The following is a 19,995-nucleotide window of genomic DNA, read 5'->3' on the forward strand; positions in this document are numbered from 1 at the left end:
CTCAGTGATGAGCAGGCGGCGCTGGTGGAGCCGATTCTGGTGGAGTTGGCCGACGGCGCGTCTCCGGCGGAGATCGGCAAGGCCGGCCGCTATCTGCGTGAGTTGCTGGACCCGGGCACTCTGGAGGATGAGGCCGAAGACGACTACGCGACGCGTTTCCTGCTGGTCCGCCCGTCCAGTACGGGCGGGGTGGAGGGGGAGTTCCGGTTGCCTCGTGAGGCCGGTGCCCGCCTGCGCGAGTTCCTTACCGCTTATGCGAGGCCGAGGGGCAAGGACGAGGACCGCCCGCTGCGGGTCCGCCAGGCCGACGCACTGTCGGCACTGCTCAGCAAGAAGGTCACCACCGAACTACTGGTCCTGGTCCGCGCCGAATCCCTCCCCACCGATCACCCCACACATGACCACCCCACACACGATCACCCCACCACCGGCCACCCCACACCTGACGCCGACCCCACTCATGCGGCCTCCGCCGCGGCGTCCGGCACACCCGCCACGCCCGCCGCGGGGGCGCCGCCATCGCAGAGCGCATCCGGACGCGCCGGCACCGCTGAGTCCGACCGCGCCGCGGCCGACACCGCTGGCTCCAGCGATGCTCAGCCCGGGACACCTCAGGCCGCCCACGGCTCGACCCGCCGCGCGGGCGGCCCCAGCCACACCGGAGGCACGGGATCAGCTGGAGCGGCTACCCGCAGCGCGGGCACGGGTTCAGCCGGGGCAGGTACCGGCAGCGCGGGCTCGGGTGCGGCCGAGGTGGGTGCGGGGAGCGCGGGCTCGGGTGCGGGGCCGGTGCCGGAGGCGTGTAGGACCTGTGGGCACGCGCCGGACCGGCTGGCACCCGGGCTGCTGATCGCCACCGGGCAGCTGCTGCCCATCTCCGACGTCCACCGGCTCGCCCGCACCTCGAAACTGGTCCGCATGGTCATCGACGCCAAAGGCCGCGTCCTGGACATGGGCCGCGCCGTCCGCCTGGCCACCCCCGCACAGCGGCAGGCCATCCTGGCCCGCTACACCACCTGCTACCGCGACGACTGCACCATCCCCGCCGACATGTGCGAAATCGACCACGTCCAAGGCTGGGCCGACGGCGGCACCACCGACCTGAACCAGCTCGCCCCCGCCTGCACCTGGCACAACCGCGACAAAGCAACCCACCCCGACCGCTACCGCACCCACCGTAACCACGACGGCACCTGGACCCTCCTCTACCTCAGCAAAAGAGGCCGCTTCGCCGGACGATTCCGACGCTGAACCGGACCAGCAGAAGCGCGCCACCCACCCCGGGCAGGGAACCGTCCGTGCCGACTCCGCGTGCCGACTCCGCGTGCCGACTCCGCGTGCCGACTCCGCGTGCCGACTCCGCGTGCCGACTCCGCGTGCCGACTCCGCGTGCCGACTCCGCGTGCCGACTCCGCGTGCCGACTCTCCGTTTGGTTGGCTCCGACTTCGTCGGGTCCTTCGGCGTGGACAGTGCGGATGCCCGCTTACCGATCTGCGGGAGATCGCGACACTAGATCGCCATGACTTCCTCGTTGCCGCCCTTGGCCACCTTCCCAGGGACAGCCCCAAGGCGAAAACCCACGGTTCACCCCCCACGGGGCGTGGGGAGCCCGGTGACCAACCCAAGGGACAACCCCAAGGGACAACGCCTCACAGTTCTCCTAGGCGATTGACCCTACGCGTTCCGTGAAGCTGGCAGGCCGTGCCCCCAGAAGACGCCGGCCTCGAACTGTGGCTGAGAGTTCATCCATGCGAGGCAGGACCGCTCGGACGGTCACTTGGGCTACCGCCGGTGACGCAGTAGCTGTTGGTTCTTCAAGTGTTGCTGGTGATGGGGTCATTCTTGGGCAGTGGATCAGATCACGCTGCGGGCGTTCGTGGGCTGTTTCGTACCTCCAGGTCGGTGTCCAGCGCCTTCGAGTTCGTACACGCCCGTGGTTTATTGAAGATCGGTTGTCTAGACATCAGCCATGATCTACAAGAACCACGGGCTTCGCACATTCAGGGCACATCAGCCAACTTCGTCACTCATAGTGATCGCATTCCAGGGTTCATCGAATCCCTTCCCGATCAAGCTGGGCGAGGCCCTGAATAACCCGACAGTTGCCAGGAGTTCTTGCGGGGTACGTCGACCAGCAGGCGCGGATCAGGCTCTGTAAAGGGTCTTTGTGGTGCTTAGACCTGCGTATCGGTCCCTCTAGCCATGTGACTGCACGAACTGATGCGGCTATCTCCTCGGACATGCTCGCTGGTACTTGAGGGAGGCGGCGCGCCCACGCCCGTTCCGGCGCTGCCGGCCGATCTCGCTGGTACGTGCGGGAAGCGGGGGCTTGACCTTGACGTTGGTGTGAGCGTTTACGTTCGGAGGGCCGGTGGGTGTTGCCGCCGGTGGTGGGTGCCGGTGGAGGGTCGATGCGGATTGGGGAGTTGGCGCGGCGGGCGGGGGTGAGTGCTCGGGCGTTGCGGCATTACGAGGAGCAAGGGCTGATTCTGGCTCGGCGGGCCGCGAACGGCTATCGGGAGTATGACGAGACCGATATCCGGCTGGTCGCTCAGATTCGTTCGCTGATGGCCGTGGGGTTCACGCTTGAGGACGCCCGGCCGTTCGTCGCCTGCCTGCGGGCCGGGCACGCGTCAGGGAACGCCTGCCCGGAATCCGTCGCCGTCTACCAGCGCAAGCTGGCCGAGATCGACGCGGAGATCCAGGCGCTGGTCGCCCGGAGGACCGAGGTCGCCACTCAGCTGAAGCAGGCCTGCCCTGGATGCGCGATCAGGAGAACCCAATGATCACAGTGACAACGGAGAGTTTCGACGAGGACGTGCTGAAGAGCGACCGTCCCGTCCTGGTGGACTTCTGGACCGACTGGTGCCCGCCGTGCAAGATGCTCGCCCCGATCCTGGACGAGATCGACGCCGAGTACGGCGACCGCCTCATCATCGCCAAACTCAACGCCGACGACCACCCCGAGATCGCGATGCGCTACAACGTCCTCGGCTACCCGACCCTCAACCTTTACCGCGACGGTGAGATCATCCACCAGATCAAGGGCGCCAAGCCCAAACGGATGATCCTGGCCGACCTGGCCCCGCACATCTGAATTGGGCACCCACGCTCGCTATGGGCAGAATCTGGACGCCCGAAAGATTGGCGGTGCCGCGTTAGCCTGCTCCATATGAGCATCGTCGAACTCGCGTACGTGGAGCGGGGCGTGCCCGGAGGGGTTCCCCTGTTACTCCTCCACGGGCTGAGCGACCGCCCGGCCACCTGGGACACGTTCATCTCCGGGCTCGACCGGCACACCTTCGCCCTGGCCGCGCGAGGCCATGACCGGAGCCCTCGCGCGGCCGAATACAATGTCGATCTGATGGCGGCGGACGTGGTGGCCTTCATCAAAGAACGTGGATTCGATCAGGTCGATCTGGTCGGCCATTCGATGGGTGGCGCGACCGCCATCCGGATCGCCCGGGAACATCCGGCCCTGGTTCGTCGCATGGTCCTCGAAGAGGCACCCGCCCCTCCACGGCGCCCTCCGGCTGTGCACGTGGACTCCTTCCCCGAGCCCGACGAGCCCGTGGATTTCGACTGGCGCGTGGTCGACCCGATCCGGCGCGGCCTTCGCGCTCCCGACCCCGAGTGGTGGGATCGCCTGCCAGCCATCACCGCCACGACGCTCGTCCTCAGCGGCGGCGAAACCGGCCTGATCCCACCCGCGCTCCTCGCGGAAGTAGCCGAGATCATCCCAGACGCGAAGTTCGCGATCATCGACGTCGGCCATTGCATTCATGACGATGCCCCCGAGGCTTTCGCGTCCGTCGCGGGCCCGTTCCTCGACTCGGACGCGAATTGACATCACTCGAAGGCCACCCGGGGCGGTGCACGCCTGCGCTGCCTGATGTCATCTGACTGATTCCCGGCCGTGTCTCAGCCTGAGCAAACGGCAACGGCCAGGGGGCCGTATCCCGCAGGCGACCGCCCGCTGCGCGGCCTGTTCGTCATGGACGAGGCACAGACTTTCCGCCACCGTCGTCCACGACCGCCTGTACCCGCAGCACCGTGGCGCTAGCCTCCCAAGCCGCAAGTACGGCCTGGGCCTGGTATTCGCGACTCAAGCCCCGAAGGCCCTGCACAACCACATCCCGGGCAACGCCGCGACCCAGTTCTTCCGCTACTTCAACGCGAGCACGCAGATCGAGGCGGTCAAAGAGATGGCCAAGACGAGAGGCAGCGACGTGGGAGCTCTTACGGCCGGAAACTTCTCCCTCGCTCGCGAGGGCGTGCCCTTCGTGAAGACGAGGAATCCGATGTGCCTGACGCATCATCCACGAGGTCCGCTCACAGCAGAGGAGGTCATCCGCCGAGTTCGAGCCAAGGCAGCGACTGGGTGAGGCGTGTGGCCACCGCGTCCTGAGCGGCGAGGGCGAGGGTCAGGCTGGGGGGATTCGCCCATTCCACCGGCGGGTCGGACAGGGCCAGCACCGCACAGGCCAGCCAGTGTTCGCCGGGCGCGAGCTCGGCGAGCAGGGTGGGGATCGTCGTCCGGGGAGCCATCACGTTGGTGCCGGGGAGCGCCGCGACGAGTTCTCCCCGGCGCGCGGGCGATGGCGCGAGATCCTCGATCTGGCAGAGCCCGGCGGGGGACAGCAGGCGAGCGTGCCCTGGCCCTGTCTCGGTCCGATGGCAGAGCACGTCGCGGTTCAGGGCGAAAGCGCCTTCGGCGGTTTGCAGGGTACGGGCCGAGTGGACGCGATGGATCCGCACATGCCAAGGCGCGCACGCGACGAGCCACGTTTCGATGTCCACATCCGGCCAAGGATTCCACCGAAAGTAGTGAAGTCCGGCACGCGCCGAAGGGTCCTGGGGGATCTCGCACGGGCGCCAATGGTCGCCGTCGTCACTCAAGGCGAGGGTGCTGTCGAAAGCCCCTTGTTCCAACCCCCAGGTCCCCGCGGGAACGCTGAAGCCGAACGCGGTCGAGTAAGCGAACTTCGCGTATTTGGCCGCGCCGTGGCGTACCCAGTTGTGGTGCTGGCTGGAGGTCAGCATGACGACCTGGCGGCCTTCCTCGCAGCGCATCAGGGTGACGCCGGGCTCCGGCTGGGTGCTGGTCACCGGGAGGGGCGGCGCGGCGGTCTCCCCGGCCTGCCAGAACGCGTGGGTCTCCGGCAGGGCCAGAGGCAGAAAGGCCTTCAACGCCCAGTACGGAGACCCGGGCGCGTTGTACTGCTCAGCGAGATGCGGCTGCGCATACGCGTACCCAATCGTGAGAAGTCCGGAATCGTCCTGGATCGGATGATTGAGCCACCAACGCACATGGCGGAGCAGGTGGCCCTTGATCACCTCCCACGGGAGCGCTTCCACGTCGGCGAAGGCGAGAGCGCCCCAGAACGCGCCCTGGGCGAAGCGGTAGGTCATGCTCCGTCCGTACGGCACGGCCGCGCCGTCGGTGGTGAACCAGTGCTGGAAGTCATGCGCGAACATGGCCGCGCGCTCCTTCAGACGGCAGGCTCGGGGAGGATCGTCCCCCAGGGCGGCATAAATCAGGGCGTAGTAGTGCATCGCAAACGGGATGTAGTAATCCCGCTGGGGATTGCGCCCATCGCTGTACCAACCAGCTCCAACCCCATACGACTCCAGCAAATCAAGCCGCTCCGCCACCGGAGCCGCCTCGACGCCGACCCGCTTCAGCCCAAGTCCGACGAGGACAGGAAAGAACTGCCAGTTGTTCTCGACGGCCTTGACGGTCATCGCGTTCTGAAGCCAGGTGGCGACGGTGTCGCGCTGGCGTCCGGTGAGCGGATCCCAGAGCGTTTCGGGAGCGAGTGCCAGGGCAAGCCCGATGGCGGCCGTCTCCACCAAACGCTGATCGATGTCAGTGACCGCCCCCCAATACTCGGGATGCCCCGGATCGGTGCCATTGGCGAGCCCTTCCCGCCATAGATCCCAGTGCTCGAAAGTCCCACCGCCCGCCGCCAGCGGCGCCAGCCCCCAGAGCGGCCGGGCGAACGACTCCAGTTCGGCCGCCGTGTCGGGATAGTGCGCGGCGTTGCCCCCGAGCCGCAGCCGGGCACGCCCCGAACTGAACCGAGGAAGCAGCGGCGCCACCAGCTCCCGCACCAGCTCTCGCATCTCCCCGCGATCTTCCAGAGCCGCTGACCAGGCCGATCGTTCCACTGCGGGTCCCCCGGGGTCGGTGGGCGAATGCGCTTCACCGGGAAGGGTGGCCGCTCCGGACCACACCTGTCAAGACTTAGTTTTAAGTATCATCAGAAGTCGCCATACCCAGCACACCCCGTGCTCCTCGATCGTGACATATCCGGAAAAATCGACGAGGTGATCACTCAGGAATCCGTGGTCAAGACCTTATTTTAGGCATACGAGTAAGTTTAGAATCTGCGCCATGACCGCCTCCCTCGCCTCTGGCAAGCTCTACATCGACGGCGCCTTCACCCCGGCCACCACCGCCCCCGTACACGAGAAGGCGACCGGCGAGCAGATCGGCGAATACGCCCAGGCCACTCCTGCCGACGTCGATCGCGCCGTCGCCGCCGCCCGCGCAGCCCAACCGGGCTGGGCCGCCCTCGGCGCCCCGGAACGCGCCGCGTACCTGGACCGCTTCGCGGCGCACCTCCGCGGCCGGTACGACGAGCTGATCGACCTAAGCATGCGCGAAACCGGCGGCGTTCGCGCCAAGGCCGAGGACGAGGTCTCCGCGGGCCTGCGCCAGCTCGCCATCTCCTCGGTTCAGGCGACACAATCCGCCGGCGACATCCTCCAGCCGTACAAAGCGGGAAAGCTCTCCCTCTCCCGCGCGGTGCCCCTGGGCGTGATCGGCGTCATCACCCCCTGGAACTACCCCCTCAACCTCGCGATGCGCGCCGTCGCCCCCGGTCTCGCCTTCGGCAACACCATCGTCCTCAAACCCGCCGAACTCACGCCCATCCTCGGCGGCCAGATCCTCGCCGAAGCAGCCCACCACGCCGGTTTCCCGCCGGGCGTGTTCAATCTGGTCACCGGCGACGGACCTGAGGCGGGACACGCGCTCGCCGAGCATCGCGGGCTGGACCTGCTCGACTTCACCGGCTCCCGCGAGGTCGGCCTGGCCATCGCCGCTTCCGCCGCCACCGACCTGCGCCAGATCCGCCTCGAACTCGGCGGCTCCAACGCCTTCGTCGTCCTCGACGACGCCGACCTCGACCTGGCCGCCTCGTGCGCGCTCATCGCCTCGCTCGAATTCCAGGGCCAGACCTGCATCAGCGCCAGCCGCCACATCGTCCTGCGTTCCGTTGCCGATCGGTACGCCGAGACGGTGACCCAACGGGTAGCGGCGCTCCGCGTCGGCGACCCCGTCCGCGAGGACGTCGACCTCGGCCCGCTGATCAGCGCGACCCAGCGCGACCGCGTCCACCAGACGATCGTGCAGCCCTCCATCGCCAAGGGCGCCAAGGTGACCACCGGCGGTACCTACGAGGGCCTGTTCTACCGGCCGACCGTGCTCACCGGCGTCACCCCCGACATGCCCGCCTTCACCGAGGAGATCTTCGGCCCGGTCATTCCGATCACCGTGGTCGACTCCGAGGAGGAGGCCGTCGCGCTCGTCAACGGCTACCCGATGTTGATGAACTCGGTTTTCAGCGCCGACCTCATCCGCGGCATGACCGTCGCGGAACGCCTCCAGGCGGGCGAAGTCCACGTCAACGACGCCCACGCCCGCCACGGCGCGGAGAACCAGATGCCCGGCTTCACCCGCCGCCAGTGGATCGGCGTCCAACGCACGCCCCTCGACGTTCCCTCCTGGACTCGTTGACGATGGTGGACGACGATGAAATGGGCTGGTCGGGAGGCGACGGCTCAGCGGGCACGAATGCGGATCCGGAGCCGACGCGGATCGAAACGCGTCCGCGCGTCGAACTCGCGATGTTCCCTGATCTCCCGCCGCGCTTGTTACCGCCTCCGATCGTGGAGCGCCTCCGAGCAGTCGCCGAGATCGATCTGAGCGATCCGCTGATCGACTTTCACTCCGCCGGGTCGCTTGATCGCCTCCGCGCGGCGGACATCCTCTTGACCAGCTGGGGAAGCCCGCGTCTGGATTCCGCCTCTTTGGCGCACGCCCCCAGATTGCGAGCCGTCGTCCACGCCGCCGGAACGGTCAAAGGCCACCTCAGCCTCGACGTCTTCGACCGCGGTATCCCTGTCAGCTCCGCCGCCGACGCGAACGCCATCCCCGTCGCGGAATACACCCTGGCCATGATCCTCCTGGCCGGAAAAGCCGTCCCCGCGCTCGCCCGCGAATACCGCGCCACCCGCGCCGACCTCAACCTCCCCCGCAGGAACCTCACCATCGGCAACTACCACCGGACGGTAGGCCTGCTCGGCGCCTCCAAAATCGGCCGCCGCGTCCTCACCCTGCTGAAACCCTTCGACTTCACGGTCCTGCTCTCCGACCCGTACGTCGATGCCGCCACCGCGAAAGATCTCGGCGCGACCTTGGTCACCCTGGACGACCTGTTCGCCACCTGTGACATCGTCTCCATCCACGCCCCGGCCACCGAGGAGACCCGAGCCCTGGTCACCGCCCGCCTGCTGGCCTCCATGCCCGACGGCGCGACCGTCATCAACACCGCCCGAGGCTCCCTCGTAGACGAACCCGCCCTCCTCGCCGAACTCCTCACCGGCCGCCTCTCAGCCGTACTAGACGTGACAGACCCCGAAATCCCGCCACCGAACTCGCCATTATGGGATTTGCCCAACGTTGTTCTGACTCCCCACGTCGCGGGAGCGCTTGGGAACGAACTCCACAGACTGGGCGAATCAGCCGCCGACGAGGTCACCCGCGCCTTGGCCGGACAGCCCTTGAAACACCCCGTCGACCCCACCGTCCTCGCGATCACCGCCTGAGAAACGAGACAGCGCATGTAGGTGAGCCGGGGTGTCCCTCCACACCCCGGCTCGTGTGGGTCGCACCCGGGGTCAGGTCTTCAGGCCGGTGAAGGCGATGCCCTGCATGATGCGGCGCTGGAAGATCAGTAGCACGATGATGACCGGGACGACCGCCAGTGCCGCCCCCGCCATGATGTAGTAAGCCCGCCCCGACTCGGTGCTCGCCAGTTGCTGCAACGCCAGTGGCAGCGTGTTCAGCTCAGGTGAGTTGATCACCACAAGCGGCCACACCAGATCATTCCAGTGGAAGATGAAGCTGGTTATCGTCACCACCGCCAGCACCGGCTTCGACAGCGGCAGCACGATCTGCCAGAAGATCTGCATCCGCCCGGCGCCATCGATCCGGGCCGCTTCCTCCAGCTCCGCCGGCAACGACAGGAAGAACTGCCGCAACAGGAAAACATCCAGCACCGACGCGATATTGGGCAGGATCAATCCCCACCCCGAGTCGTACATCCCGAGCACCTGCGTCACGTGCACCCGAGGCACCAGCAGGGTGATCGTCGGCACCATCATGCCCGCCAGGAACACCACGAAGAGCTTGTCCCGCCCGGGAAAGGGGATCCGCGCGAACGCGTACGCCGCCAGTGCGTCGATCAGGAGTTTGGTCGGCACCAGGACCGCGCACACCCAGACGCTGTTGACGAACGCCTGCCCGAGCCCGCCGATCCCGAGCACGTGCTCATAGTTTTCCAGCGTCGGCGCCCACTCGCCGGTCTGCTTGTCCACCGGCAGCAGGTTGGGCACCTTGGTGTAAATGTCTGAGCTGTGCTTAAACGAGGTGGCCAGCATCCAGATGAACGGCACCACCGAGATCAGCGCGAGCAGCACCAGCGCGACATAGATCGGCGCCTTGCGTACCTGCTTGGCCGTCATGTCGCCTCCTGCTTCACGAACTTGAACTGGAGCGCGGTGACCACCATGATCAACAACAGCAGCAGGAACGACATCGCGCAGGCCGCGCCCATCGCGTCATACCGGAACGCGAACAGGTAGATGTGCAGCACGTAGGCGAGGCCGGACTGCTCGGGGCCGCCGGTGATGCTCTGCCCGGCGCCCGAGAAGATCACATAGACCAGGCCGAACACCTGGAGTGCCGCGATGGTGCCGGTCACCACCAGGTAGAACGTGGTCGGCCTGAGCATCGGCACGACCACCTTCCAGAACCGCTGCACCGGGCCGGCGCCGTCGATGATGGCCGCCTCCCGGATCGACTCGGGGATGCCCTTCAATCCGGCCAAGTAGATGATCATGGAGATGCCGCACTGCCACGCCGCGATGAACGCCAGCGCGGGGATGACCAGTTCGGGGGTGTTCAGCCAGTTCTGCTTGGGGATGCCAAAAATGCCGAGAATGGCGTTGATCAAGCCGTACTGCGGGTCGTAGAGCCAGCGCCAGATCGCGCCGACCGCCGCCTCTGCGGTGACCACGGGCAGGAACAGCAGCAGCCGGAACATGTTGGAGCCGCGCCGGATGGCGTTCAGCAGCAGTGCCTGGGCCAGCGCGGAGATCAGCGTGAGCGGCACCGCGATCAGCGTGTACTGCACGGTGACCTGCACGGACTTCCAGAAGTGCGGGAACTCCACGTCGTTGAAGAGCAGTTCGGTGTAGTTCTGCAGGCCCACCCAGTTGGGGGCGCTCCGCAGGTTCCAGTCGGTGAAGCTGTAGTAGAGCGCGGCACCGGCAGGGTAGAGCAGGAAGACGACGAAGTAGACCAGCGCGGGCGTGATCAGTAACCACCCGACGAGACGGTCCGAGCGCCCGAAACCCGGGCGGCGGCGCCGCCCGGGCTGGGGCGTCACGGCGGGCCTTTCGGCCACCACCGGAGATGCCACGATTGCCTCGCTTCCGCGTTAGCTGTTCCAGCCGAGCAGGGCGCGCGTCTTGTCCGCGGCTTCGGTGAGCGCCTGCTGGGAGGTGACCTTGCCGCTCAGCGCGGCCTCGATGGCGGGGGCGATGAACTCATCGTTGATCTTGATCCAGTCCGGCAGCGCCGGGCGGGCGTGGGCGACCTTGAGCTGCTCGAGGAAGCCCTGCTGCTGCTCGCCGAAGGTGGCGGCGTCCCGCTCGGCCGCGGCCTTGTTGATCGGGAAGCCGCCGAGCGCCTGCGCGAGCTGGGTGTTGTTGTCGGAGTTGGTCAGGAATGCGAGCCACTTCCAGGCCAGGTCCGCGTTCTTGCCCTTGGCGAACACCACGGCGTTCTCGCCGCCGATGTTCCCGGCCGGTGTCGTCTTGTACGGCAGCGGCGCGACGTTGAAGTCGAGCTCCGGGAACTGGTCCTTGATGGTGGCGACGTCCCACGGCCCGGAGATCATCATCCCGGCCAGGCCGTTGGCGAAGGCCATGGCGGAGTCGGTGATCTCGCGCGGCGAGGAGGGCAGCAGGTCCACCCAGAGCTGCAGCGCGTCCACGGCCGGCTGCTGGTCGAAGAGGATCTTCTTGTTCGCCTCGTCGACCATCTCGCCGCCGGCGCCGTGCACCACGCCCGGCCACATCCAGGCGCCGTAGCCGTCGCCCTTGGGCACCACGATGCCGGCCACCTTCGGGTCGGCCTTGTGGATGGCGTCGCTCATCTGCTTGAGCTCGTCCCAGGTCTTGGGCGGCGTGGGGACCAGCTTCTTGTTGTAGAAGAGCGCGACGGCGGTGTGGTCGACGGGCAGGCCGTACAGCTTGCCGTCGACGCGGTTGGTGTTCAGGGCCCCCTCGAAGAAGTCCGCCTCGGTGACCGTTCCGGCGGGCATCTCGACGATGGTCTTGTCCAGCGCGTACCGGGCGACCAGGGGCTGGTCGAGGATGCCGACGTCGGGGACGGTTCCGGCGGCCACCGCGCTGCCCAGCTTGGTGTTGTAGTCGTCCTTGGGAATCTTGACGATCTTGACGGTGACGCCCGGGTTGGCCTTCTCGAAGTCGGTACGGATCTTCTCGACGACTTCACCCGCCTGCGGAGTCCGGTCCTGGAACATCCAGTACGTCAGGGTCGTGGACGACCCTGCGGCCTCCTCGGAGCCGCCGCAAGCGGTGAGCCCGGCGAGCAGCGCCGCGACCGCGGCGATGCCGGTGACTCTCCTGATCATTTCCATCTCCTTCATCGGGGGTTGCACAGACGATAATGTAAGATGCAAAAAAAGATCAGCCCTCCGCGGGAAACGCTTTGGTAACGCAACGCGGGCTACCCTTGTCGATTGGCTTCGTCCCGGTTGCGGCCGAGGTGAGAGCGTCGCGACTATAGGTTCAGGTATTGAACTAAGCATGGGGAGGCAGACGCATGGCGAGGCCGGAGCGCAGGACGGTCCGGGACGTGCGACGGGGCAACCGCGGCATGCTGCTGCGCACGCTCTACTTCGACGGACCGGCCAGCCGCCACGAGCTCACCGGGCTCACCGGGCTCAGCGCCGCCACGATCAGCACCATGACCGGCGACCTGCTGGCCGACAACATCATCGTCGAGGCCGGTCAGGTGGACTCCGACGGCGGGCGCCCGCGGGTGCTGCTGCGGGTCAATCCGGCGTACGGCTACGTGATCGGCGTGGATGTCGCCGAGACGCACGTCCGGGTCGAGCTGTTCGACCTGGAGATGACCGAGAAGGCCCGGGTGGACTACAGCCTGCGGCCCTCCCACCATGACATCGAGCTGGTCACCCGCCGGATCCTGGCGGGCATCGACGTGGTGCTCGCGGACGGCGGGGTGCCCGCCGACCGGGTGCTGGGCGTCGGCATCGGCGTGCCCGGCATCGTGGAACGCGGGCCTGACACGCTCATCCACGCCAAGACCTTCGGCTGGGACGGCGTGCCGCTGGGCGCGCTGATGCGGGCGGGCACCTCGCTGCCGGTGTTCATCGACAACGGCGCCAAGACGATGGGGCAGGCCGAGCTCTGGTTCGGGGCCGGGCGGGGGGCCGCGCAGGCGGTGATCGTGCTGATCGGGTCCGGGGTGGGGGCGACCGTGGTGGCCGACGGGGTGGTCATGCGCGGGGCCAGCAACAGCGCGGGGGAGTGGGGGCATACGAAGATCGCGCTGGAGGGGCGGCACTGCCGGTGCGGGGGGCGGGGGTGCCTGGAGGCGTACATCGGGGCTGAGGGCATTCTCGATCGCGCGGGGGTGCCGACGCGGACGTCCGGCTGGCAGGAGGCGCTCGGGCGGGTGCTGGAGACGCGGTCGCCGGTGGTGGAGGAGACGGTGGCCTATCTGGGGATGGGGCTGGCCAATCTCATCAATCTGCTCAATCCGGAGCGCATTCTCATCGGGGGCTGGGCGGGGTTGATGATCGGGCGTGATCTGCTGCCGGGGATTCGGGCGGCGGCGCGGGCGAACTCGCTGACGCAGCCGTACAACGCGACCTCGATCGTGCTGGGGGAGCTGGGTCCTGACGCGGTGGCGCTCGGGGCGGCGACCCTGGTCCTGGAGGAGTTTCTGGATTCGAGTGCGCCACTGCGACTTCACGCTGCTAGTTAAACTAAGTTCAGAAATTAGTCACAAATCCGTAAGATGACCAAATGCTTGTTCTGTCCTGTCAGGGCGTGAGCTGCCATGCCGGTGAGCGCGAGATCGTCACGGATTTCGCCTTCGAGCTGGCCGAGGGCGAACGCGTCGCGCTGATGGGACCGTCCGGCTCGGGCAAGACCACCCTGCTCACCACCCTCGCCGGGCTCCGCCCGCCAAGCTCGGGACAGATCCAGGCGACCGGCCCGATCACCCTGCTCTTCCAGTCGTACGGCCTGCTCTCCCTGCTCACCGCCGCCGAGAACGTGGAGGTCGCGCTCCGCGCCGCCGGGCACACCGGGCGGGACGCGATGCGCAGGGCCGAAACCGTCCTGGCCGCCCTCGGCCTGGCCGAGTACGCGGCGCACCTGGTCGAAGAGCTATCCGGGGGTCAGCAGCAGCGAGTCGCGGTGGCCAGGGCGCTCGCCGTCGGACCGCGCATCCTGCTGGCCGACGAGCCGACCGCCGAGCAGGACACCGACAACCGGGAACTCGTGCTCAAGGAGCTGCTGGCCGGGGAGGCGGCGCTGGTCATCGCCACCCACGACCCCGAGGTCGCCGCCTTGTGCGACCGAGTGGTGGCGCTGCGGTGACGGCGGCCGTGCGCTGCGCGGGGGTCGTGCAGATCTACCGGGCCGGCGAGCTGGAGGTCGTCGCGTTACGCGACGTCGACCTGGTGATCGAACGCGGCGAGACGGTGGCGCTGCTCGGGCCATCCGGCGCGGGCAAGACCACCCTGCTCTGGATGCTGGCCGGGCTGCTGCGGCCGAGCGCGGGACGGCTCTGGCTGAACGGGACGGAGCTGGCCGCTCTCGACCAGCGGCGGCTCGACCGGCTTCGGGCCGGGCACATCGGCGTCGTCCTGCAAAACCCGGCGCGCAACCTCATCCCGTACGCGACGCCCGCGCAGAACGTCGCCTTCGCCCAGCGTGGCGTGCGCCGGGATCGTACGCGGATCGGGGAGCTGCTCGAACGGGTCGGGCTCGGCGGGGTGAAGACCAGGGTCGGGCGGCTGTCCGGCGGCGAGCAGCAGCGGGTGGCGGTCGCGGTCGCGCTGGCCAACCGGCCCCGGCTGCTGCTGGCCGACGAGCCGACCAGCCAGCTCGACGCCGCCACCGGGCGGACCGTGGTCGACCTGATCAGGAGCGCCGCCGCCGAGGAGGGCACGACCGCGGTCGTGGTCACGCACGACCAGGCGGTGAGCGGGGCGCTGGGCCGTACCGTGACGATCCGGGACGGGCGGGTCGGCGCCGAGGGCCGGCGCGGCGAGGATTTCGTGGTGGTCGGCCGGGACGGCGGGCTGCTGCTGCCGCCGGAGTTCCACGAGCTGCTGCCGCCCGGGTCGCGGGCCAGGGTGGTGCCGCTCCCGCAGGGGGTCGCGCTGCACCGGGTGGATGAGGACGCATGATCTGGCGCGGGCTGTGGGAACGGCGCTGGCTGTCGCTGCTGGTGCTGGTCGTGGCGGTGGTGCCGGTGACCGCCGCCGCGTACGGGCCGATGCGCCGGGACCAGGCCGAGACCGCGATCGTCAGGGACGTGCTCGCGGCGGCGCCGGTCGAGGGCCGGGGCTGGCGCTATTCGACCACGGCCGATCCCGCGCTGAAGGCCGTCCCCGGGTTCGTCCGGGATTTCCTGGCTCCGCCGGTAAGGGGCATGGAGATCGACAGCGTGCGCGCCGACGAGCGGCGCAGCTACCCGCTGGTCTGGCAGGACGGCCAGTGCGCGCACGTCACCCTGGCGGAGGGCCGCTGCCCCGCCGCGGCGAAGGAGGTGATGGCGGAGGCCGGATCCGGCCTGAAGGTCGGCGAATCGGTGCGCCTGGTCCGGCTGATCGCGTCGATCCCGGGCACCGACGAGATGAGCCCCGCGCCGCTGACCGTGGTCGGCCTCTATCGCGGCGATCAAGCAGATCCGTTCTGGTTCGGCCGCCGGCTGACCGGCAACTCCTCCCGGGCGGGCCCGCTGTTCACCGTCCCGGAGACCAGGTCCGGCACCATCGTTTCCGGGACCGGGGAGAGCTGGTCCGACTACGCCATCCTCGCGGTGAACCGGGACCGGGTGCTGGGGAGCGACCTGCCCGCGCTGGGCGCGCTGCACGCCACCCTCGCCCAGGCGGGACGCGAAGCCGGAAGCTCGGTCCTGGGGAGGTTCGCCGACACCCTGGACGTGCTGACCCGGCAGATCGGCGCGCTGGGCGTGCCGCTCGTGCTGGTGGTGGCCCAGCTCGCGGCGCTCGGCTGGCTGCTGCTGTTCCAGACCGTGGCCGACCTGGTCAGGGCGCGCGGCCCGGAGATCGCGCTGGCCCGGCTGCGCGGCCAGTCCAGGCTCCAGGTATGGCGGTTCTGCCTGGCCGAGCCGCTGGCTGTGCTGGCGGCGGCGCTGGTCGCGGGCACCGCGCTGGCCTGGCTTATCGCGGCACGATCCGGTCCCGCCACGCTGTCCCCCGCGGCCGCAGGCGCGGGTGTGGTCACCGTCTTCGGCGGTCTGGTCGCCGCGGTCGTGGCCGCCCGCCGGACGGCGCGGCGGCCGGTCACCGAGGAATGGCGGCGGGTTCCCCGCCGCGCCGCGCGCGGCCGGGTGCTGGACACGGCCGTGCTCGCGGTGGCGTCCGTCGGGCTGGTGGAGCTGCTGGCCGGGGGGATCATCACCGAGAGCTCCGGCCGGTCCGTCGCGGCGCTGGCCGTGCCCGGCCTGCTGGCGCTCGCCGCCGCCCTGCTCGCGGCCCGGCTGCTGCCGCTGCTGGCCAGGACCGCGTTCGCGATCACCAGGCGCGGCGGCGGCCTCGCCGGTTTCCTGGCGATCCGGCAGGTGGCCAGGGGGGCGGCCACCGCCGGGAGCGTGATCGTGGTGGCCGCCACCGTCGGCGTCGCCGTCTTCGCCGCGGCCGCGTGGACGGTCACGTCGGCCAACTACCGCGAGGTGGCCCGGGTGCACACCGGAGCGTCCGCCGTGATCGACGTCGCCCCCACCGGCATCGCCGAATTCCGCCGCGCCGTCGAGGCGGCCGACCCGAGCGGCCGCGCCGCCGCCCCGGTCGTCCGGGTCCTCGGCAACCCCGCGATGCTCGCCGCCGATCCGGCCCGGCTCGCCCACGTCGCGTACGGCTACCCGGCCGCGACCGGGGCGCTGTCCTCGCCCGTGGTCCCCCGAGTCTGGGTGCGGGGCGAGCGGCTGCGCCTGACCGCGACCCACGAACGCCCCCCGGACGACTGGATCGTCCGCGTGTACGGCGTCTTCGGCCTCCCCGGCACCGTCCAGCCAGGCCAGATCTCGCTCGGCCCGCTCCGCGCGGACACCGGCGGAACCTACGAGTGGAACCTGCCGCGGCCGTGCCGCGACGAGCCGTGCGAACTCCGCGGCTTCCGCAGCGAGGTGCTGTTCACCGGCGACGTCGGCCAGGACGGCACCAGCCTGGACTACACGATCACCCGCCTGGACGTGCGCCGCGACGGCCGCTGGACCGAACTCGACGCCGCCCTCGACACGCCGGGGGCCTGGACCGGCCGCGGCCAGGCCGCCGATGGCGGTCTCACCTTCCCCATCGACGCGCTCGCCGCCCCCCTCGTCCGCCCCGCCACCTATCCCGACCAGGTTCCTGCCCTGGTCAACGGCCCGATCGACGGGGGCATGCACCTCCCGGGACTGGACGACGCGTACACGCTCGGCATCGAGCAGAAGACCGCCACCGCCGCCCTGCCCGGCCTCGACCGCGTCGGCGCGCTGGTCGACCTGGATCTCGCCGACCGGGTCGCCTTCGGTCTCGCCGACAAGGCCACCTTGGAGGTCTGGGTCGCCGAAGGGCAGGCGGACAGGATTGCCGCCGCCCTGGAACGGGAGAACCTGGCCGTCTCCGCGATCCGCCACGCCACCGACCTGGAACGCAGGTTCACCACCCAGGGGCCGGGCGCGGCCCTGACCCTCCTGCTCGCCGCCGCCGTGGCCGCCGCCGCGCTCGCCCTCGGCCGGACCGTCCTCGCCCTGTACGCCGCCGCCCGCGCCCGCCGCTACGAACTCGCGGCCTTGGACGCGGCCGGGGTCAAGCCCGGCGTCCTGCGCCTGGCCCTGCTCCTCGAACAGGCGCTCACCCTCGGCGCGGGCACCCTCGCCGGACTGCTGGCCGGGATGTCGGCCGCCCGCCTGGCTCTGCCCCGCATCCCCCAGTTCGCCGACCAGCCGGTGACTCCGCCGCTGGCCTACCCGCTGGACCCGCTCCCGATCCTCACCGTCGGCGCCGCCGCCCTGCTGGGCGGCCTGCTCCTGGCCGCCGCCCTCGCCGAGATCCTGCTCCGCGGCGTCACCGTGGACCGCCTCCGCGAGGCCCCCGGCTGATCTGGGGAAATATTCCGATTCCTTGCACAAACCGCTGCATGGTGGATTGCGGTTACTTGGGCTGTTCATCCCCATCTGCGGAGGGGCGCTCGTCTACGCTGAAGTGTCCAATCGAAAGAGGGGATGTCATGACCCAGCAGTCGGTGGAGCGCTCCCGCGTGCTGCGCCGGATCGACACCTCGGTGCCACATCCGGCACGTGTCTGGGATTACTGGCTGGGCGGCACCGACAACTACGCCGCCGACCGCGCGGTCAGCGACGAGATCATCAAACTCATGCCGGACCTACCGATCATCGCCAGGGCCGAACGGCAGTTCATCGGCAGGGTGGTGCGCTTCCTGGCGGGCGACAAGGGCATCGACCAGTTTCTGGACATCGGCACCGGCATTCCGACGGCGGACAACACCCACCAGGTCGCGCAGCGGGTCAACCCGGCGGCCAGGATCGTCTATGTCGACAACGATCCGATCGTGCTCGTGCACGCCAGGTCCCTGCTCGAGCGCGGGTGCTCCCCGGAGGGCAGGACCGACTACATCGACGCCGACCTGCGCGACCCGGAGCCCATCCTGGAGGCCGCCACCGACACGCTGAACTTCGCGCGGCCGATCGGCCTGATGCTGATGGGCGTGCTGGACTTCGTGACCGACGACATCCTGCTCCACGACGCGGTGAGCGTGCTGATGGACGCGCTTCCCTCCGGCAGCTACATGGGGATCGCGCACAGCGTGAGCAGCCCGTCGATGGACAAGGCGGCCGCCGCCTGGAACGCCAGCGGCGCCACCGAGATCCTGCTCCGCACGCCGGAGCAGCTGGCCGAACTCTTCGAGGGCTTCGAGCTGCTCCCGCCCGGGATCGTCTCGCTGCCGCAGTGGCATCCCGACGCGTCCACCGAGTACACCGACCGCGAGGTCTTCCAATTCGGAGGTCTCGGCCGCAAACCTTAGGTGCGTTCGGGGGCAATCAGATCGCGCTGAGTGCCAGGATCAGCACCCGGCGCGAGTCCAGGCCGTCGCCGCTGAACTCACTCGGCCACCCGCTCGATCAGGACGGCCACGCCGAGTCCGGCGGCGCCGCTGACGGCGGCCACGCCGTACCGGCCGCCGAGGCGTTCGAGGGCGTCGGCGCAGCCGCCGACCATGATCGCGCCGGTGGCGCCGAAGGCGTGGCCCATGGCGATCGTGCCGCCGCTCGGGTTGAGCCGGTCGGGGCCGGGGCCGAGGTCGCGGCGCAGGCGCAGGCAGAGCGCGGAGAAGGCTTCGGCGAACTCGTAGACGTCGATGTCGGCGGGGGTGAGCCCGGCCTTGGCCAGGAGCTGTTCGATCGCCTCCTGGCCGGCCGTGAGCATGATCACGGGGTCCACGGCCGCGGTGGCGCCGGCGAGGACGCGGGCGCGGGGGCGCAGGCCGTACCGGTCGGCCTGCTCGCGGGTGCCGAGCAGGAGCAGGGCCGCGCCGTCGGCCAGCGCGGGGGAGCTGCCGACCGTGTGCAGGTGGTTGATCTCGCCGACCTCCGGGTGGGCGGCGAGCGCGATGGGGTCCTGGCCGAGCTCGGCGAAGGCGGGGGCGAGCGCCTTGAGGCTCTCCGCCGTGGTGTCCGGGCGGATCAGCTCGTCCCGGTCGAAGACCGAGCCGTCGGCGCGCGTCATCGGGAGCACGGACCCGGCGTAGTCGCCGCGATCCCAGGCGGCGGCGGCCTTGGTGTGGGTCTCCACCGCGTACGCGTCCAGCTGGTCGCGGGTCCAGCCGTCGATGGTGGCGTTCAGGTCGGCGGCCACGCCCATGTGGATCGACCCGATCCGCCGGACCGTCTCCGGGTGTGTCCACAGCGGTCCCCGGTCGCTGTACATCGGCACCCGGGAGACGCTCTCCACCCCGCCCGCCACCGCCAGGCCGAGGTCGCCGGCGCGGATCCTGGCCGAGGTCTGGGCCACCGCGTCGACGCCCGAGGCGCAGAACCGGTTGATCGTCCCGCCGGGCACGCCGTCGCCCCACCCGGCCAGCAGGGTCGCGGTCCGGGCCAGGTTGGCGCCCTGCTCGTCCACCTGGGTGGCGGAGCCGACGATCACGTCCTCGACCGCGCCGGGATCCAGCCCGGTGCGCTCCACCAGGGCCCGCTGTAGCGCCGCGACCAGGTCCACCGGGCTCTGATGGTGCAGGGAACCGCGGGCTGAACCCTTCGCCCGGGGGGTGCGCACGTAATCCAGCAGGAAGACGTCGGACACGGTTACGCCTCTCTTTGACGGATCACT

Annotated in this window: 16 protein-coding genes; 11 read left to right on the forward strand and 5 right to left on the reverse strand. The window is 69.4% G+C overall.

The window, feature by feature from the left end; translation table 11 throughout:
- The 4 genes from Aple_RS48870 to Aple_RS48885 form a co-directional block, all read left to right on the forward strand.
- Positions 1-1,251: HNH endonuclease signature motif containing protein (locus Aple_RS48870; protein ID WP_155351643.1), on the forward strand; the 1,251-nt coding region annotated here is incomplete at its 5' end.
- A gap of 1,161 nt (positions 1,252-2,412) precedes the next feature.
- Positions 2,413-2,787, forward strand: coding sequence for a MerR family transcriptional regulator (locus tag Aple_RS48875; protein ID WP_155351644.1), 375 nt, complete (start codon positions 2,413-2,415; stop codon positions 2,785-2,787).
- Positions 2,784-3,098 carry a thioredoxin gene (trxA, locus tag Aple_RS48880; RefSeq protein ID WP_246265509.1) on the forward strand — a complete coding sequence of 105 codons (315 nt, stop codon included), beginning with the start codon at positions 2,784-2,786 and terminating at the stop codon, positions 3,096-3,098. Before Aple_RS48875 ends, trxA begins: the two co-directional genes overlap by 4 nt.
- 75 nt (positions 3,099-3,173) lie before the next feature.
- Complete coding sequence (locus Aple_RS48885; protein WP_155351646.1) at positions 3,174-3,848, forward strand: alpha/beta fold hydrolase; 675 nt, start codon at positions 3,174-3,176, stop codon at positions 3,846-3,848.
- A 500-nt stretch (positions 3,849-4,348) separates the two neighbouring features.
- On the opposite strand, the gene Aple_RS48890 is transcribed toward Aple_RS48885, so the two are convergent.
- Positions 4,349-6,127, reverse strand: a complete 1,779-nt coding sequence (locus Aple_RS48890) for a DUF2264 domain-containing protein (RefSeq protein ID WP_155351647.1) — start codon at positions 6,125-6,127, stop codon at positions 4,349-4,351.
- 271 nt (positions 6,128-6,398) lie between these two features.
- On the opposite strand from Aple_RS48890, the gene Aple_RS48895 reads away from it, so the two are divergent.
- Both Aple_RS48895 and Aple_RS48900 read left to right on the forward strand, forming a co-directional pair.
- A complete protein-coding gene (locus tag Aple_RS48895; protein WP_155351648.1) occupies positions 6,399-7,805 on the forward strand; it encodes an aldehyde dehydrogenase family protein in 1,407 nt (468 codons plus the stop codon).
- Positions 7,806-7,957: 152 nt separating this feature from the next.
- The gene (locus Aple_RS48900) at positions 7,958-8,896 is read left to right on the forward strand and encodes a hydroxyacid dehydrogenase (protein ID WP_246265510.1); all 939 of its coding nucleotides are present in this window, start codon (positions 7,958-7,960) and stop codon (positions 8,894-8,896) included.
- 72 nt (positions 8,897-8,968) lie between these two features.
- On the opposite strand, the gene Aple_RS48905 is transcribed toward Aple_RS48900, so the two are convergent.
- Genes Aple_RS48905 through Aple_RS48915 form a run of 3 tightly spaced genes read right to left on the reverse strand, consistent with a single transcriptional unit; the run spans position 8,969 to position 12,012 of the window.
- Positions 8,969-9,814: a carbohydrate ABC transporter permease gene (locus tag Aple_RS48905; RefSeq protein ID WP_155351649.1), complete on the reverse strand. Its 846-nt coding sequence runs from the start codon at positions 9,812-9,814 to the stop codon at positions 8,969-8,971.
- Positions 9,811-10,773, reverse strand: coding sequence for a carbohydrate ABC transporter permease (locus Aple_RS48910; RefSeq protein WP_155351650.1), 963 nt, complete (start codon positions 10,771-10,773; stop codon positions 9,811-9,813). Before Aple_RS48910 ends, Aple_RS48905 begins: the two co-directional genes overlap by 4 nt.
- Before the next feature lie 18 nt (positions 10,774-10,791).
- A complete protein-coding gene (locus Aple_RS48915; protein WP_170322048.1) occupies positions 10,792-12,012 on the reverse strand; it encodes an ABC transporter substrate-binding protein in 1,221 nt (406 codons plus the stop codon).
- A gap of 191 nt (positions 12,013-12,203) precedes the next feature.
- Between Aple_RS48915 and Aple_RS48920 the strand changes: the two genes are divergently transcribed.
- The 5 genes from Aple_RS48920 (at position 12,204) to Aple_RS48940 (ending at position 18,691) form a co-directional block, all read left to right on the forward strand.
- Entirely contained in the window at positions 12,204-13,391 is a 1,188-nt protein-coding gene (locus tag Aple_RS48920) for an ROK family protein (protein ID WP_155351652.1), read from the forward strand.
- 41 nt (positions 13,392-13,432) lie between these two features.
- The gene (locus Aple_RS48925; protein WP_155351653.1) at positions 13,433-14,011 is read left to right on the forward strand and encodes an ABC transporter ATP-binding protein; all 579 of its coding nucleotides are present in this window, start codon (positions 13,433-13,435) and stop codon (positions 14,009-14,011) included.
- Positions 14,008-14,826 (forward strand): ABC transporter ATP-binding protein, encoded by an 819-nt coding sequence (locus Aple_RS48930; protein ID WP_170322049.1) that lies wholly within the window; start codon positions 14,008-14,010, stop codon positions 14,824-14,826. The genes Aple_RS48925 and Aple_RS48930 overlap by 4 nt, the downstream gene beginning before the upstream one ends.
- Entirely contained in the window at positions 14,823-17,747 is a 2,925-nt protein-coding gene (locus Aple_RS48935) for an FtsX-like permease family protein (protein WP_155351654.1), read from the forward strand. The genes Aple_RS48930 and Aple_RS48935 overlap by 4 nt, the downstream gene beginning before the upstream one ends.
- Positions 17,748-17,875: 128 nt before the next feature.
- Positions 17,876-18,691 carry an SAM-dependent methyltransferase gene (locus tag Aple_RS48940; RefSeq protein ID WP_155351655.1) on the forward strand — a complete coding sequence of 272 codons (816 nt, stop codon included), beginning with the start codon at positions 17,876-17,878 and terminating at the stop codon, positions 18,689-18,691.
- A gap of 77 nt (positions 18,692-18,768) precedes the next feature.
- Here Aple_RS48940 and Aple_RS48945 read toward each other — a convergent pair whose 3' ends face one another.
- The gene (locus tag Aple_RS48945; RefSeq protein ID WP_155351656.1) at positions 18,769-19,968 is read right to left on the reverse strand and encodes an acetyl-CoA C-acyltransferase; all 1,200 of its coding nucleotides are present in this window, start codon (positions 19,966-19,968) and stop codon (positions 18,769-18,771) included.
- Positions 19,969-19,995 lie beyond the last annotated feature (27 nt).

This window comes from Acrocarpospora pleiomorpha (assembly GCF_009687885.1).
GTDB classification, from domain to species: Bacteria; Actinomycetota; Actinomycetes; order Streptosporangiales; family Streptosporangiaceae; genus Acrocarpospora; species Acrocarpospora pleiomorpha.

Bases quoted from the DNA above. Each gene is read 5' to 3' on its own strand.
- Aple_RS48935 (WP_155351654.1), top strand. From the start codon at position 14,823: ATGATCTGGCGCGGGCTGTGGGAACGGCGCTGGCTGTCGCTGCTGGTG.
- Aple_RS48885 (WP_155351646.1), top strand. From the start codon at position 3,174: ATGAGCATCGTCGAACTCGCGTACGTGGAGCGGGGCGTGCCCGGAGGG.
- Aple_RS48920 (WP_155351652.1), top strand. From the start codon at position 12,204: ATGGCGAGGCCGGAGCGCAGGACGGTCCGGGACGTGCGACGGGGCAAC.
- Aple_RS48895 (WP_155351648.1), top strand. From the start codon at position 6,399: ATGACCGCCTCCCTCGCCTCTGGCAAGCTCTACATCGACGGCGCCTTC.
- Aple_RS48940 (WP_155351655.1), top strand. From the start codon at position 17,876: ATGACCCAGCAGTCGGTGGAGCGCTCCCGCGTGCTGCGCCGGATCGAC.
- Aple_RS48875 (WP_155351644.1), top strand. From the start codon at position 2,413: ATGCGGATTGGGGAGTTGGCGCGGCGGGCGGGGGTGAGTGCTCGGGCG.
- Aple_RS48925 (WP_155351653.1), top strand. From the start codon at position 13,433: ATGCTTGTTCTGTCCTGTCAGGGCGTGAGCTGCCATGCCGGTGAGCGC.
- trxA (WP_246265509.1), top strand. From the start codon at position 2,784: ATGATCACAGTGACAACGGAGAGTTTCGACGAGGACGTGCTGAAGAGC.
- Aple_RS48890 (WP_155351647.1), bottom strand. From the start codon at position 6,127: ATGCGAGAGCTGGTGCGGGAGCTGGTGGCGCCGCTGCTTCCTCGGTTC.
- Aple_RS48915 (WP_170322048.1), bottom strand. From the start codon at position 12,012: ATGATCAGGAGAGTCACCGGCATCGCCGCGGTCGCGGCGCTGCTCGCC.
- Aple_RS48905 (WP_155351649.1), bottom strand. From the start codon at position 9,814: ATGACGGCCAAGCAGGTACGCAAGGCGCCGATCTATGTCGCGCTGGTG.